Below are 14,205 nucleotides of genomic sequence, written 5' to 3' on the forward strand. Positions count from 1 at the left end.
AAAATTAATTTTTTTTATTGTTTTTTCGATGAGTTTTTGCTGATAATATTTTTAAAAATGCTGGATTTAAATCTAAAGAAAGATCTCCTGTTTTATAATCAATATTGACAGGAGGAATAAGATTCACAAGATATTTTTTATCCTGAGTACCAAACTCGGAAAATTTTTGGAAAACTTCAACGAGTGCTTTATCCTCTATCTTATTATTTCTATCAATAGCATTTAATTTAAGAACAGTATCACACGCCTCCTTCTTAAGATTTTTAATATTGACCTGATTTTCCTTTTTTAATTCATTATAATCGTCAATCTTCAATACTCCCGCGATAAATAATTTTCTACCTCGAGAAAGAGTCAAATGCTCCTCTTTTACCTTTCTCTCTATTAATTTTTGAGAGTATAAATAACTTGCTTTCTGAGTCTTTATATTCTGATCTTCTAAAATATCCTTAAATAGTTCAATTGTATTATTTGACAGTATTAATTGCTGAAGCCTATTTTGATAGCAATCATTAAGAAAAACAGCATTGATCCTTATCCCGCAGCCATGATGACAAAAATAATATGGATGTGATACCGTACCAAATTGTTCAAATGTGTGGTGGAATGTACAATGGATTTTAATACCTAAGTTAGCAAGATTACTACTACCAAAATTTTAAGTTTCGTAATTTAAAAGTAAATTCTACTTATAATTTAGATTCGATATAATGCTTTTAAAATATTATCAATATTAATTGGTTTGAATCAAGTCCTGTCGAGGTCACAAACGTCCAAATGGCTTCAATGTAATCTAAATTGAGCCATTTTTTTTGTTTTTGATTCTAGAATAATCCAGATTAATCTTTTTTATTGTTTTAGTAAATTTATGTGCGAAACATTAAAAAAATTATATAGTTTCAAATTTAAATTCTAAATTGCTAAATCCTTTTTAATTTTGCTCAAACGAACTAAATCATCGACAAAAGAGTTTGAATAGATGCTCGTTAAGTTCTCAAACAGCCAATTGACTCCAATGTAATCCAAATTGAGCCATTTTTGTTTTTGAATCCTGAATTACCCAGATTAGCATTTTGAATTTTTCCAATTTATGTATAACCTAAATTAAGTAAAACCATTAATAATATCATCTATATTTGTTAATAAGTGGTTTAATATTGTTCTGTGAGTTTTCATAAACGTTCAAATAACTCTAATTAAATCTAAATATGGAATTATTTTTATAAGATAATATTTTTATATTATTAAACCTAATTTATTCAAAATAATACCTTCATATTTTTTTTGAAGAAAAAATCACGTAGATGATTTGTCTTATCAATTGATAAATCACAACATAAATTCCCACTACAAGCCAAATCCAAAAATGCCGAAAGCAATATGCAAATAGTGATTAGATTCCTGAAATTTTCCAAACAAAACGTTTTCGGAAAAATAAACCCACTTTGTCCGTTCAACACCCATTATTAAAAGTGTTACGAAGAATAATATAAATGAAATATTGAAAATTTTGATACCGAAAGAAATCTATTTTTAATCTTTTCTGATATTGGTTTAATCTTTTCTAAAATAAAACAAAGAAACGAAAGCAAAATCGTGGTATTAATGCCAATAATGGTTCCCATAGAATGTGCAACAGTAATGTGCGTCCCGTGCGTAAACAGATTGAGAGCTGGGATAGATATCAGAATCGCCAAAAATAGGTTGATAAAAATCCATAAATCGGAAAGCATCATCAAAGAATATGAAACCGAAAAATGTTTCTTCTTCTCCTTGGAAAGATCTTTTCTCCAGAGATAAATTATGCGCAACAAAATAATCCACTCTGTCATACTAATGGCATAAGCAACGAAGCGAATCCAGTTCGCATTTGGGACCGGATAAACGTGGTGAGCCCAATTGAACATTACATTGACGAGACCTAATAAGAAGAAGAAAAATGCTGTTTTAGATTGGCTGTAGAAATCATTGCCACTACTTTTTTCCATTACAAACATTGACAAACCGTAAACCAGCATATTCCACGCACCAACGTAGGCTCCGCCAGCTTTCCATTGCATTGTTAAATTCTGAATATAGTTTTCTCTAAAATACGGCAAAATCCAAAGATGAGCTTCGGTAAAGTGAAAAATCATCAACACAATTCCCGTTCCCCACATCCAATAATAAACCGGCCATTTTGAGAAAGTTTGCCACATCACACGGAAATAATAAATTCCAAACAACAGCCAGCCAGCCAAAATTGGAATATAAAACCAATGCGGAAATTCCAAATATTCTTTGCCTTCAAATTTTTTAAAAATATAGCAGATTGATATCATCAAACCCGTCACTGTAAAAATCCAGAATTGCCACTTCATAATCACAGGATTGATTTTTTCATTTTGAATATACCAGAAAATCCCGCCGATTGCCGTCATAAAAATCCAAGAAAGCGCAAAAAGCGTGTGCAACGGTCGCAAAACTGTGAAGGGCAAACTATCTTCTATGAAATCCGGAATTGCATATTGAACACCCGAAAGAAGACCGACCAGAAGACATAAAGCAAGACTTAATAACCCGACAATGATGTAATAAAATGGATACGCGTTATTTTTCATTATTTTCTTTTTCTTGATATCGAACCCAGCCTGTATACTTTATTTGTGCGTTTTTATTAGGATAATAGCCTGTATTATCAACTTCTTTTAAAAATTGAACAAGCTGATTCTGCTCTTCTGACGAGAAATTAAATTTGGGCATAGACTTTACACCACTTATCATCATCACTTTCAGATACTCTGCACTTTTATTGGGATGCGAAGAAACGTTGGTAAGATCTGGCCCCAAATATCCGCCGAGACCATAAAGTTGGAGGCAAGAATTGCAGTTATTCTCTAGCCAAAGTTTTTCTCCTTCAAGCGCTTGGTGTGATAGTTTGATGTTTCCGAAGTTGCTTTTTTCGGTATAGATTTCCCGATTGTAAAAAGCATAAACGATGACGAGAATAAAAAAGACACTCACGTAGTACCGATGAAATTTCATAGATTTTATCTTTCCAATAAATTATTTATAAAGATTTGAGTTGAAGTTTTTTTACATCAATCAAAATCATATATGATTTAAAAACTGTGTCTTTTACTTGGAATTTTCTATCGTAAATCAAAAAAAGTTACTCAACTTCCATTATTGAGTACATTATTAATAAGCAAAGTGATTTTTAATAGTATCAATTTGTCAACAACATCTTTTATAAATAAAATGGTTGATATGATTTATAACATAAAAGTAGAAATGAAAAAACAAAATAAGACAAAAAGATCTTATTTATAATATCTTTGTATTCGGAAAAAGAGATGAACAAAAACTACTAGAACTACTATAATGAATCCCAATCTTTCTTCTGCCCATAAAATGTTGTTTTTAAACACATTGGCATTTACAATCTGCTTTTCTTGCTGGACTTTAAATGGCGTTCTCGTCACCTATCTTGTTGATAATAATATCTTTAACTGGTCGGTTGTAGAAACTGGTTGGCTTCTTGGGATTCCTATTCTTACGGGTTCTATTATGAGATTGCCTTTGGGAATTCTGACCGATAAATATGGTGGAAAACCCGTTTTCTCAATTTTACTTCTGTTGTGTAGCATTCCATTATTTCTGCTCTATTTTGCAGATTCTTATTGGGTTTATTTTCTTTTAAGCGCATTATTCGGAATGGTAGGAACCGGTTTCGCAGTCGGGATTGCCTTTACATCAGCCTGGTACCCGAAAGAATGGCAAGGTCGTGCGTTAGGAATTTTCGGGATGGGAAATGCGGGAGCGGCTCTCACCACTTTTTTCGCACCTACTCTACTCAATTATTTCTCAGAAAACGATCCGGAAAATGGTTGGAGATTACTCCCAATTATCTACGGAATCACATTGGTTATCATTGGTTTGATATTTCTATTTTTTGTTCAAAATAGAAAAGCAGCGGTTCAAAATAAATCCACAAAACAACTTCTAGCGCCACTTTCTAATGTGCGTGTTTGGAGATTTGGATTATACTATTTCCTTGTTTTCGGTCTGTTTGTAGCGTTTTCGCAATGGTTGATGCCGTATTACGTGAGTGTTTACAAAACTTCATTGGTTTTAGGCGGACTTTTGGCTTCAGCTTTCAGTTTACCGAGTGGCATTATCAGAGCATTTGGTGGTTATTTATCAGATAAATTCGGGGCAAGAAAAGTGATGTATTGGGTTTTATATTCATCATTAATATTAAGTGGATTATTAATGCTTCCAAAAATGGAAATATTAACACCGGGAAAAGGCATCACTGCTAAGAAAGCCGGAATTGTAACCGCCATCGAAAAAGAAAAAATCATCTTAAATACTGGCGAATTTGAAATCACTTCAAAACCAGAAATCCCACAACAAACTTCAGTTTTACCCGAATCTTTTTCGTGGCAGGAAGTATTAGTAAAACAAAACGAGCAAGTTCAGAAAAAGCAACTTCTCGCTCAAGGCGTAACCTTAATCAAATTTGAAGCGCACATCTGGGTTTTCTCCTTCCTCGTGATTCTCATCGGAATTATGTGGGGAATCGGGAAAGCTGCGGTTTACAAACACATCCCGGAATATTTTCCGAATGAAGTCGGCGTTGTTGGCGGAATGGTAGGATTAATCGGTGGTTTGGGAGGTTTCATAGGTCCTATTTTGTTTGGATATCTTCTGGATTTTTCGGGATTATGGACGAGTTCGTGGATTTTCGTCTTCATCGTTTCCGCCATATCCTTGTTTTGGATGAATACAATAATTAAAAAAATGATGCACAACGAAGCACCTCACCTCAAAGATAAAATCGAACACGTGAACAACAACAAAGATTAAATTTTAAAAGAATAAACAACTGAAAATATGAACAATTCACATTGGTTAACCGACTACGACCCGTCCAACGAAGAGTTTTGGAACAAAAAAGGCAAAAAAATCGCCTGGAAAACCCTTACAATTACCACTGCGGCACTCACCTTTTCTTTCGCAACGTGGTTCCTATACAGCGTTATCGTTATCAAACTTCCCCAGATCGGTTTTAAATTTTCAGACGATCAACTCTTCTGGATGGCAGCAATGCCCGGACTTGCAGGCGGATTTTTAAGAATCATCAACACCTTTCTCATCCCAATTTACGGAACCAGAAAAATCATTTCCATCAGTTCATTAATCAAGATAATTCCTTTATTAATGCTTGGTTTCGCCGTGATGAATCCAGAAACTTCATTTGGATATTTTATGTTCATCGGAATATTATTAGGAATTGGTGGCGGAGATTTCTCTTCATTTATGCCTTCAACCTCTTTATTTTTTCCAAAAAAAGAAGCCGGAACCGCACTCGGAATTCAAGCTGGAGTCGGGAATTTCGGGGTAAGTTTGGTACAGCTTCTTTCACCTTTGATTATGAGTCTAACTTTATTTTCATTTTTAGGAGGCGGACAAATCATCGTTGAAACCGGAAAAACCATTTATCTCGAAAACATCGCATTCATCTACGTTATTCCATTATTTATTATCGGAATTTGGGCTTGGTTTTCTCTAAAAAGTATTCCCGTAAAAGCTTCGTTCAAAGAACAGTTAGATATTTTCAAAGACCGTCATACTTTATATTGTACAATGACATACATTATGACTTTTGGGATTTTCGCAGGATTTTCAGCTGCATTTCCATTAATGATAAAAAATCTTTATGCTCCACTCGACAAAACCATTGATCCTTTGCAATTTGCATTTTACGGACCATTAATCGGTTCGGCATCTAGAGTTATTTTCGGAAAAATTGCCGATAAAACTGGAGGCGCAATTTTGACTCACATCACAGGAATAGCGTTGATTATTTTAATTTCAAGATTGATTTTGGGAGGTTATTTGACACCAACTTCACCCGATCAGTTTCAAGGATTTTTAGTAATCGTCTTAGCCATTTTCTTCTTTACAGGAATCGGAAATGCAGCAACTTTCAAGCAATTCCCAGTAATTTTCTCAGAATCTCCAAGAAAAGCAGCCGGAGTTATCGGTTGGACGGCTGCAGTAGCCGCTTTCGGACCATTCGTTTTCAATGTTTTGATTACCCAATCCCGAGCAATTTCCGGAGACGCAAGATTATTCTTTTGGTTTTTGGTAGTAGGATGTGTGATGGCAACTGCGGTTAACTGGTATTTCTACACAAGAAAAGGTTGCGCAAGACCTTGTTAAATTTATAAAAATAAAGTCTCAATGAAAAAAATCATTCCATTCTTTTTACTCCTTTCCGTTTTTCTAAATGTTGGATTAATTTACAAATTTTTCTATGCAGGAGAAACAGTGAGTTTGGCTAAAGACGGTAGAAGTGAAATCAAAATGACTCCAGAAAACCGAGAATATGTGATGGCAGAAATGCGAGGGTTTCTTGAAAGTGTTCAGAAAATAAATGAGGGAATTGCTAAAAATGATCCTAAAATAATTGAAAAAGTAGGGCAAGAATCGGGCTCTTGCAAAGTTGATGGAGTTCCAAAAGGTTTGGTTAAATCTTTACCGCTTGGTTTCAAAAAAATGGGCTTCGAAACCCACGAACTTTTTGATGTAATGGCAAAAATGGCTAAAGAAAATTACGATCGACAACAAACTCAGGAAAAACTCAATCAGCTGTTGAATAATTGCGTTGCCTGTCATAAAACCTATAAAATTTCTGTTGAAAAATAACTCGTTATGGTAAAAAAATTAATAACCGCAGCTTCTCTTGCTTTCATTTTTGGAAATATCAATGCACAAGTTGACAGCCTAAAAATGAATCTCGATCTACGAACACGTGCAGAACTCGACAATGGCGCAAGAACATTGATTTCCAAAGGAAAATCTGCTGAAACGACAGTTGTTTCCAGAGCAAGATTCGGGGTTGATTATTACTACAAAAATCTGGAAATTTATTTCTCTGCTCAGGACGTAAGAACTTGGGGAGAAACAACTACTACGACAAGTAAGAATCAGAATTTCATTCTCAATGAAGCTTGGGCAAAATATCAGGTTTCAGAAAAATTGGGTTTAAAATTAGGTAGGCAAATTCTTTCTTATGATAACGAAAGATTAGTCGGATCACTTGACTGGGCGATGCAAGGACGAAGTTTTGATGCTTTGAAAGGTATTTATAAATTTAATCCAAACTCTAAATTAGAAGCCGTTGTAACGTATAATAACGATGACAATGATTTGAATGATTTGCCCGAAAAAGAAATTTACAGTATTGCAGAAGCAGGAGAAATAACAAAATCTTTACAAATAATTCATTATGATTATTCGGGTAAAAATAAATTTCAGTTTTCTGCGATTGCGATGAATCAGGTTTTGCAAAATCCATCAGGAGCGCATTATGACCTCTTGACGGTTGGAATTAACTCAAAAAAATATTTAGAAAACATTGGATTCTTCGGTTCTGCTTATTACCAAACCGGGAAAAATACGCTTGCGCAAAGTAAAAATGCTTATCAATTTTCTGCAAACGTTGATTTTCTAATTCATTCAAAATTCAATGTAATTTTGGGAACAGAATGGCTTTCCGGCAGAAATTTTGACACAGATTCCGGTGAAAACAAATCGTTCAGTCCGATGTACGGAACCAATCATTTGCACAATGGTTTTATGGATTATTTTTACTTTGGAAACAGTCATTTCAACAGTTTTGGTTTGAATGATTATTATTTAAAATCAAATTTAAAATTCAGCCCCAACTCTATTCTACAAGCAAATTTGCACGCTTTTACTTCAAATGGAAAATTGGGATTTGACACTTCTGGAGAAAAAATCCCTTCTTATTTGGGAACAGAATTAGATTTAGTTTTCACTCATAAAATCGGAAAATCAATTACTGCAAATCTTGGTCATTCTTTTATGTTTTCAGGAAAAAGCATGGAATATCTGAAGAATGTTCCTGAACCAAAAAACCTGCAAACTTGGTCGTGGATTGCTTTTAGAATCGCTCCGAATTTTAAAATTAAATAAAAAAATGTCCTTAGTTTTTCTAATAGAAACTAAGGACATTTTTAATTTCATTAATCATTTTTATAAATCATTATCATAGTAAAATAAATAATCGTTTTCAGCAATTTAGGTATCAAAATTGAATATTAATAAAAACTAATAAAGTCGCGATCTTTGCCGACTATAAATTGCACAAATGCTTATATTTTCACATACTTGTCAATACGCAATCAAAGCTTGCATTGTACTGGCAACAGAAAAAAGAAAAGTTGGAATTATTGATATTTCCGAAGTCATTGGGACACCAACCGCTTTCACATCCAAAATCCTTCAACAATTGACAAAAAAACAATTGATCTCTTCCGGAAAAGGAAAAGGCGGCGGATTTTATTTGAGTGATGAACAGTTTGAAAGCCTTACTATTAAAGACATTTATGAAAATTTTGAAGGCAAAGAAGTTCTAACGTCTTGCCTCTTGGGACTGAAACAGTGCAGTGGAGAAAATCCTTGTCCCATCCACCATCTGGCGATCGCTGTTAGAGAAAATGTTCTAATTATGTTCCAATACAAAATCAAAGATTTGAAAGATCTTGGAAGCGTGATGCAGATGATGGCTGTGCCAAGTGATTTGTAAATTCAATAATTATAATTGAGGAATTTTGATTTTTTCCAATTTCAATTTGAAAGATTTCAGGTCAGAAAAAATAGAATCTAATTTCGGTTTGAAATGATTAGTTTCGGCAAAAAGTTCTTCATAATAAGCAATTCCTTTCAGCAAATTTCCTTTGAAACTCTCCCACTTTTTCACGTCAGATTTGGTAATTTCATCTGAAAATTCCACGATTTCATTTTTGAAATAATCAACATACAACTTCAATTCATTGATGAACAAATGCGGACGGCGGTCATCTTGCAAAACATTCTCATAGCCATAAATGTGGCGAACCATCTCCGAAAGCGAAACTTCTTTATCAAAAAAACTAAGATTCGGTCCAGGACAAACGACTACGCCTTGCTTCTCCCCTTTTATCGGCATCTCTAGCTCCAGATACGCAGAATTTGCAAGCCCAACGCAAAGGCAAGATTTGTCTGTAATATTTTTCTTATTTTTCTCGTATTGTTTATCCGTGAAGTTTAACTTATTAGTTTCCAGTTCATTCAATTTTATATCCTGATATTTTTTGGAAGCCGTACAAGTTCCTTTTGGTGTAAATTCTTTGCTAAGCGCCAAAAATTTCTTTGGACATGAACTACCAAATTTTTGATTTGAAATATTAAAATCCTTGATTTCATCATTACTCGTTCCTCTGATTGTGTTGAACGGAACGCCCAATGGCGACATATTGCTCAGATAATAATCTTCCTCTTTTGCCTTTGTCAGGAGGTTTCTAGTTTCTTGATCTAAAGAAGTTGCTTCCGGAACCAGTAAAAATGGCGAACCCCAGCCCACGCTGTCTGCATTATAATTAGACAAAAGAAAATCGTGTTCTTCGGAAGTTCCAACGCCACCTTGTACAGAAATTTTGATTTCCAAAGGTTCGGAAGTCGTCATTTTCCCTTTCTGCTCCAAGGCTGATTTCCAAAGGGTAAAAGCCGAAGTTTGAAGCTCATTTTTCTTTTGTTTGAATTCTTCCATGATTGGTCCCATCAAAAGTCCGTCTGTTGCAAAAGCATGTCCACCGCAATTTAAGCCAGATTCGATTCTGTATTCTGAAACCCAAAGTCCTTTTTTAGCCAAAAAATTCCCCTGAATCATCGCAGAGCGAAAATCGCTGACTTTCAGAATAATTTTCTTTTTGAGTTCACCGCTTTGATTAGGAAAAAAATCTTCAAACTCTTCCAGATAACTGTACAATCTTGGATTCATTCCCGCAGAAAAAATAACAGATGATGATAATTTACTGTTCGCAAAACCCCGCAAAGAAGCGTGTGCATCGTTATAAATTGTTGGAAGTTGAACATTTTTTATAAAATTATCTTTGTCCACTTTGGTCATAATGTTCACATCTATTTCGCCTGGATTAAAATTATGATCGATGAAATTTTTGATGCTTTCCGTCAGATTATCTCTTTTATTGAGGATATTTTGCAAACCATCTTTCAAGCCGGAAGTGCTGGGCAACATTCCTATAAATTGCTTAAGACTTTCTGTATTTTTCGAAATTTCCTCTTTGAAATTCTTAAACTTTTTGGTCACAATATCGTCCATCATATCAAGATAAGCGGTGATTCTCTCCGCTCGGTGATCTTCGGATTTTATTGAAATTGCAGTGTAATCGAAATTGAATTTTTTGCTGTAAAAATCTCGCATTCTTTCTATGATTTCGTCATCGATAATTGAAACTACCGATGAAATCCCAAATTGGGCAACGCGGATTGGACTGTCTATCGTGTAAGCCAATCCCATCACAGGAATATGAAAATTGTGTGCAGGTTTTTTGTTCATTATTTATAATATTGATTTAATTGATTCAGTTCCTTGATTTCGCAGTTGTTATGTGAGAAAATAACCGCTTGAAAGTCCTATCAAATTTAAGAATTTCAGCATTATTATGTCAAGAATAGGATCTGTTTTTATACTAAGAAAAAACGATTTATATCATCATAATTTTATCGCAAAAATCATTGTTAATTCGATAAAAACAATATGAGAAATTTGATGATAACACTTATGAAAACCAAGCAATTATAAAATATCAGTTTAATTTCAAAGATTTGATAAAAATTCCAATAGAAATCATAATCACAACCGATACAAAGAGCAACCAATATTTTGCACTTAAAAATGGAATATAAAATATCGAAAATATTCCTGATAAAGCTAATACAATTTCATTACAAACAATTCCAAAAACCAGCAATAGAATACTGAATTTCAACAATTTATTAAATTCAATTTCTACCAGTTGTAATATTTTCCAAATTAAAAATAGACTGATTCCCATTAACAAAACCAAATGCAAATATGCAATCACGATATTAATATTGCTAAATGCAAAAATACCCAAAGCCGGAATTGCCGACAAACCTTGAAGCAGAAATTTTAAAATAAAGGCGAAACCAAAAACACTGATAAGAAGTTTCTGTATAAAATTTTGATTATTAAAAAGATCCGTTTTTCTTATCCAATTCAAAAATAAAATTACGCCGAACAATTGAACTATGGAAATCAGAATAAAAAATCCGTAGAATATTGGGTTCATTTCAATCCATAAAATAGACAATCCATAACCTAAAAAACATCCAAAAAACAAAAGATAGAAAATGGTCTTGTTGAGTTTTTCTTCGATTTCAATTCCGAGTTTTTTTAATGAAATCAACAATAAGCCAATGCAGGAAAATATGAAAAATCCGTTGTACTGATAATGCAAATAAAAATAAGTTGAGGCTCGAAAAAGCACTTCAAATTCATCTTTTTTTGTTGAAAAATACGCCAATCCGAAAATTCCAATCGCAGAAATGGTGGCAAAAAAAGCGCCTGATTTTAACCACATAATTTCAGGATTTTTATTCGATTTTGTATCAATCAACAAAAAAATAAAATACGCAAAGCCAGTAAACAAAGCAATCGACGACAAAACAATCGACAACCAAAAATAGCCTCCATAAAGAAATGTGAACAACATTCCGTAGGAACCAATTTGATTGGAAATCATTAAATATTGATATTTCTTAAGATTGATTTTTGGGTAATTTTCACTTAAATATTTCGTCACGAATAGAAAAATTCCCGCCGAAACCCAACCGTAAAATGCAAAATGAGAATGCGATTCCTGCATAAATTTATGATTAAATCCGGACAACGAAAAAGCCATATTGTAGCGCATCATCACAGCGACAACCGATACAACGAAGAAATTGAAAACGCAGATTTTTAACCAAAAATTAAAGTTTTTCATTTCTTATTCAAGATTTCTCAAACTCAAAAATTACTCCGGAACATAAATAATTTCACCATTTTCCAGCTCATACGCAATTCCGATTTGTTGCCTTTTTTGTCAGACGATTTTTTGTCTTCCGAAGGTGTATATTTATTAATTTTTCCGCCTTCTTTTGTGATAATTTCCATATTATCTTTACCCGGATTTTTCACCAGAAATAATTCAAAGCTAATAAATGAATAAATTCGGGAGACTAAAACTTAAAATTAGCTGATTATCAGATTATTTAAACTAACATTTTGAAATTCTCTTTCGTTATGACTAATCATAAAAATCGTCGAACCTTGATTTTGATTAATTTTCAAAATTTCTTCCATCATCGATTGTCGTAAAGATGCATCAACAGCGGAAAGTGGTTCATCAAGCAAAATAATTTCGGCATTCTGAACCAAAGTTCTGGCTAAAGCAACTCTTTGCTGTTGTCCACCAGAAAGTTTCGATGGAAAAACATTTTCCAGAATTTTTAGATTAAATTTTTCTAAATAATAATCGATTATTTCTGGATTCTTGTCTTTTTGTGCAAAAGCGATATTTTGCTTTACAGTCATATTTGGAAACAAAGCGTAATTCTGAAACATTATCGAAATATTTCTTTTTTGAGCTGCCAGAAAAATTCGGTTTTCGGTATCTAATAAAATGGAGTTATTGACTTTAATAAAACCAAAATCTGGGGTAATAATTCCTGCTAAGATCTTGAAAAAAGTCGTTTTTCCAATTCCGGAATCGCCCGAAATGTGAATAAAACTTCCCTTTTCAATCATTTCACTAACCTCTAGAAATTTGCTTCCGGAAGAAGTGAAAATCTGATGTTTTATATTCAATTCAATCATCGTAAGGTGGTAAAATTAATTTTTCGATTAATGCCGTAAATCAATAATATAATCAAAAACGAAACTATGAAAAGTACGAATGCATAACGGTTTGCAGCTTCAAAATTAAGTGCCTGAACCTGATCGTAAATTGCGACAGAAGCGATTCTTGTTTCTTTTGGAATATTTCCGCCAACCATAATTACGATTCCAAATTCGCCGATGCAATGGGCAAAAGTGAGCGCAATTCCCGTGATGAAAGACGTTTTAATATTCGGAATCAAAACTTTAAATAAAGTTGTAATTTTAGATTTTCCCATTGTGTAAGATATTTGTCGCAAATCATCACTCAATGCGGAAAAGCCGTTCTGCAAAGGCTGAATCATAAACGGAAGATTCGCGATAACGCTCGCAACCACAATTCCGTTGAAGGAAAAAGCGAGTCGGACATCAAAGTATTCCTGCAAAAAATTTCCGAACGCATTTTCGGGACTGAATGCGACTAACAAGTAATATCCCATCACTGTTGGTGGCAAAACCATTGGCATACAAATTAAAGTTTCGGCGATAAATTTCAGTTTAAACCTTGAATAAGTGAGCCAATACGCAACCGGAACACCGATGAATATTAGAATCGTTGTTGTTACCAACGCTAATTTTCCGGTAAGCAATAAGGTGTAAATAAAATCCTGATCGAGCATTTAGTTTGAAATTTCTGTTTGATAGCCGTACTTTTCCCAAGTTTGGCTGGCTTTTTTACTTGTAATAAAATCAAAAAAATCTTTTGCTTCGGTTTGATTTTTACTTTTCAAAACAATTCCACTTTGGGCGATTGGCGAACATTCGCTTGCTGATAATTCGTAGAAATTTCCCCTTTTAATCATTTCTTTATTTTTAGCATTGGAAAGTGCGATGAATGCGACATCGGCATTTCCTGTTGAAGCAAATTGTGCAGACTGATTGATGTTTTCTGCCCAAACAATTTTATTTTCAATTTTGGAATATAATCCTGATTTTTTCAAAGCTTCGACCGTGTTTTTTCCATAAGGTGCGAGGTCTGGATTTGCGATGGCGATTTTTTTTATTTCAGGATTTAAAACCAATTTTACACCTTCGGAAACATTGGCTTTTGAACTCCACAAAGCGACTTTTCCGTAGGTGTAAATTTCAGAATTTCCGGAAGTTTTATTTTTACTTTTTAGCATATCTGGAAAAGTAGAATCGGCTGATAGAAACAAATCGAAAGATGCTCCGTTTAAAATCTGCTGAACCAGCAAACCCGATGAACCAAAAGTAATCTCGACTTTTTTATCTGGATTTTCATTCATATAAATCTGCTTCAATTCTTCCAAAACATCCCGAAGGTTTGCTGCGGCGGCAACTGAAATTGTAGAATTTTGTTTCGATTTTTGGGTGAAATCAGATTCCGTTTTTTCGCAGTTTAACATCAAAAGTGACGTTAAAAATAAGCAAAAAGAAAGTCTTAC

Annotated in this window: 14 protein-coding genes; 5 read left to right on the forward strand and 9 right to left on the reverse strand. The window is 33.7% G+C overall.

Annotated features, from left to right (window positions below; all coding sequences use genetic code 11):
* Positions 1 to 4: 4 nt before the first annotated feature.
* The 3 genes from AXA65_RS20180 to AXA65_RS09030 all read right to left on the reverse strand — a co-directional run bounded on the left by AXA65_RS20180 (position 5) and on the right by AXA65_RS09030 (position 3,024).
* Positions 5 to 358, reverse strand: coding sequence for a hypothetical protein (locus AXA65_RS20180; RefSeq protein WP_228391655.1), 354 nt, complete (start codon positions 356 to 358; stop codon positions 5 to 7).
* 1,117 nt (positions 359 to 1,475) lie between these two features.
* Positions 1,476 to 2,600 (reverse strand): cbb3-type cytochrome c oxidase subunit I, encoded by a 1,125-nt coding sequence (locus AXA65_RS09025; RefSeq protein WP_063969792.1) that lies wholly within the window; start codon positions 2,598 to 2,600, stop codon positions 1,476 to 1,478.
* The gene (locus AXA65_RS09030; RefSeq protein ID WP_063969793.1) at positions 2,590 to 3,024 is read right to left on the reverse strand and encodes a cytochrome c; all 435 of its coding nucleotides are present in this window, start codon (positions 3,022 to 3,024) and stop codon (positions 2,590 to 2,592) included. The genes AXA65_RS09025 and AXA65_RS09030 overlap by 11 nt, the downstream gene beginning before the upstream one ends.
* Positions 3,025 to 3,363: 339 nt before the next feature.
* Between AXA65_RS09030 and AXA65_RS09035 the strand changes: the two genes are divergently transcribed.
* The 5 genes from AXA65_RS09035 (at position 3,364) to AXA65_RS09055 (ending at position 8,602) form a co-directional block, all read left to right on the forward strand.
* Entirely contained in the window at positions 3,364 to 4,851 is a 1,488-nt protein-coding gene (locus AXA65_RS09035; RefSeq protein ID WP_063969794.1) for an MFS transporter, read from the forward strand.
* Positions 4,852 to 4,878: 27 nt separating this feature from the next.
* Positions 4,879 to 6,210 (forward strand): MFS transporter, encoded by a 1,332-nt coding sequence (locus AXA65_RS09040; RefSeq protein ID WP_063969795.1) that lies wholly within the window; start codon positions 4,879 to 4,881, stop codon positions 6,208 to 6,210.
* Between the two features lie 21 nt (positions 6,211 to 6,231).
* Complete coding sequence (locus tag AXA65_RS09045) at positions 6,232 to 6,696, forward strand: hypothetical protein (protein ID WP_063969796.1); 465 nt, start codon at positions 6,232 to 6,234, stop codon at positions 6,694 to 6,696.
* A gap of 6 nt (positions 6,697 to 6,702) precedes the next feature.
* The gene (locus AXA65_RS09050; RefSeq protein ID WP_063969797.1) at positions 6,703 to 7,989 is read left to right on the forward strand and encodes an alginate export family protein; all 1,287 of its coding nucleotides are present in this window, start codon (positions 6,703 to 6,705) and stop codon (positions 7,987 to 7,989) included.
* A gap of 175 nt (positions 7,990 to 8,164) precedes the next feature.
* Positions 8,165 to 8,602 (forward strand): RrF2 family transcriptional regulator, encoded by a 438-nt coding sequence (locus AXA65_RS09055; RefSeq protein ID WP_086048137.1) that lies wholly within the window; start codon positions 8,165 to 8,167, stop codon positions 8,600 to 8,602.
* 9 nt (positions 8,603 to 8,611) lie between these two features.
* Here the strand turns inward: AXA65_RS09055 and AXA65_RS09060 are convergent, their stop codons facing one another.
* The 6 genes from AXA65_RS09060 to modA form a co-directional block, all read right to left on the reverse strand.
* The gene (locus AXA65_RS09060) at positions 8,612 to 10,414 is read right to left on the reverse strand and encodes a hypothetical protein (protein WP_063969798.1); all 1,803 of its coding nucleotides are present in this window, start codon (positions 10,412 to 10,414) and stop codon (positions 8,612 to 8,614) included.
* A gap of 250 nt (positions 10,415 to 10,664) precedes the next feature.
* Entirely contained in the window at positions 10,665 to 11,867 is a 1,203-nt protein-coding gene (locus AXA65_RS09065; RefSeq protein WP_063969799.1) for a hypothetical protein, read from the reverse strand.
* Between the two features lie 23 nt (positions 11,868 to 11,890).
* Positions 11,891 to 12,037, reverse strand: coding sequence for a hypothetical protein (locus AXA65_RS19500; RefSeq protein WP_218281634.1), 147 nt, complete (start codon positions 12,035 to 12,037; stop codon positions 11,891 to 11,893).
* A 78-nt stretch (positions 12,038 to 12,115) separates the two neighbouring features.
* Positions 12,116 to 12,739 (reverse strand): ATP-binding cassette domain-containing protein, encoded by a 624-nt coding sequence (locus AXA65_RS09070; RefSeq protein ID WP_063969800.1) that lies wholly within the window; start codon positions 12,737 to 12,739, stop codon positions 12,116 to 12,118.
* Entirely contained in the window at positions 12,736 to 13,419 is a 684-nt protein-coding gene (modB, locus tag AXA65_RS09075; RefSeq protein ID WP_063969801.1) for a molybdate ABC transporter permease subunit, read from the reverse strand. The genes AXA65_RS09070 and modB overlap by 4 nt, the downstream gene beginning before the upstream one ends.
* On the reverse strand, positions 13,420 to 14,166 hold the full coding sequence (modA, locus tag AXA65_RS09080; protein ID WP_063969802.1) for a molybdate ABC transporter substrate-binding protein: 747 nt from the start codon (positions 14,164 to 14,166) through the stop codon (positions 13,420 to 13,422).
* Between the last annotated feature and the right edge of the window lie 39 nt (positions 14,167 to 14,205).

The organism is Chryseobacterium sp. FP211-J200 (assembly GCF_001643375.1).
Lineage (GTDB): Bacteria > Bacteroidota > Bacteroidia > Flavobacteriales > Weeksellaceae > Epilithonimonas > Epilithonimonas ginsengisoli.

Coding starts and splice junctions, on each gene's coding strand:
- AXA65_RS09025 (WP_063969792.1), bottom strand. CDS start 2,600: ATGAAAAATAACGCGTATCCATTTTATTACATCATTGTCGGGTTATTA.
- AXA65_RS09030 (WP_063969793.1), bottom strand. CDS start 3,024: ATGAAATTTCATCGGTACTACGTGAGTGTCTTTTTTATTCTCGTCATC.
- AXA65_RS09035 (WP_063969794.1), top strand. CDS start 3,364: ATGAATCCCAATCTTTCTTCTGCCCATAAAATGTTGTTTTTAAACACA.
- AXA65_RS09040 (WP_063969795.1), top strand. CDS start 4,879: ATGAACAATTCACATTGGTTAACCGACTACGACCCGTCCAACGAAGAG.
- AXA65_RS09045 (WP_063969796.1), top strand. CDS start 6,232: ATGAAAAAAATCATTCCATTCTTTTTACTCCTTTCCGTTTTTCTAAAT.
- AXA65_RS09050 (WP_063969797.1), top strand. CDS start 6,703: ATGGTAAAAAAATTAATAACCGCAGCTTCTCTTGCTTTCATTTTTGGA.
- AXA65_RS09055 (WP_086048137.1), top strand. CDS start 8,165: ATGCTTATATTTTCACATACTTGTCAATACGCAATCAAAGCTTGCATT.
- AXA65_RS09060 (WP_063969798.1), bottom strand. CDS start 10,414: ATGAACAAAAAACCTGCACACAATTTTCATATTCCTGTGATGGGATTG.
- AXA65_RS09065 (WP_063969799.1), bottom strand. CDS start 11,867: ATGAAAAACTTTAATTTTTGGTTAAAAATCTGCGTTTTCAATTTCTTC.
- AXA65_RS19500 (WP_218281634.1), bottom strand. CDS start 12,037: ATGGAAATTATCACAAAAGAAGGCGGAAAAATTAATAAATATACACCT.
- AXA65_RS09070 (WP_063969800.1), bottom strand. CDS start 12,739: ATGATTGAATTGAATATAAAACATCAGATTTTCACTTCTTCCGGAAGC.
- modB (WP_063969801.1), bottom strand. CDS start 13,419: ATGCTCGATCAGGATTTTATTTACACCTTATTGCTTACCGGAAAATTA.
- modA (WP_063969802.1), bottom strand. CDS start 14,166: ATGTTAAACTGCGAAAAAACGGAATCTGATTTCACCCAAAAATCGAAA.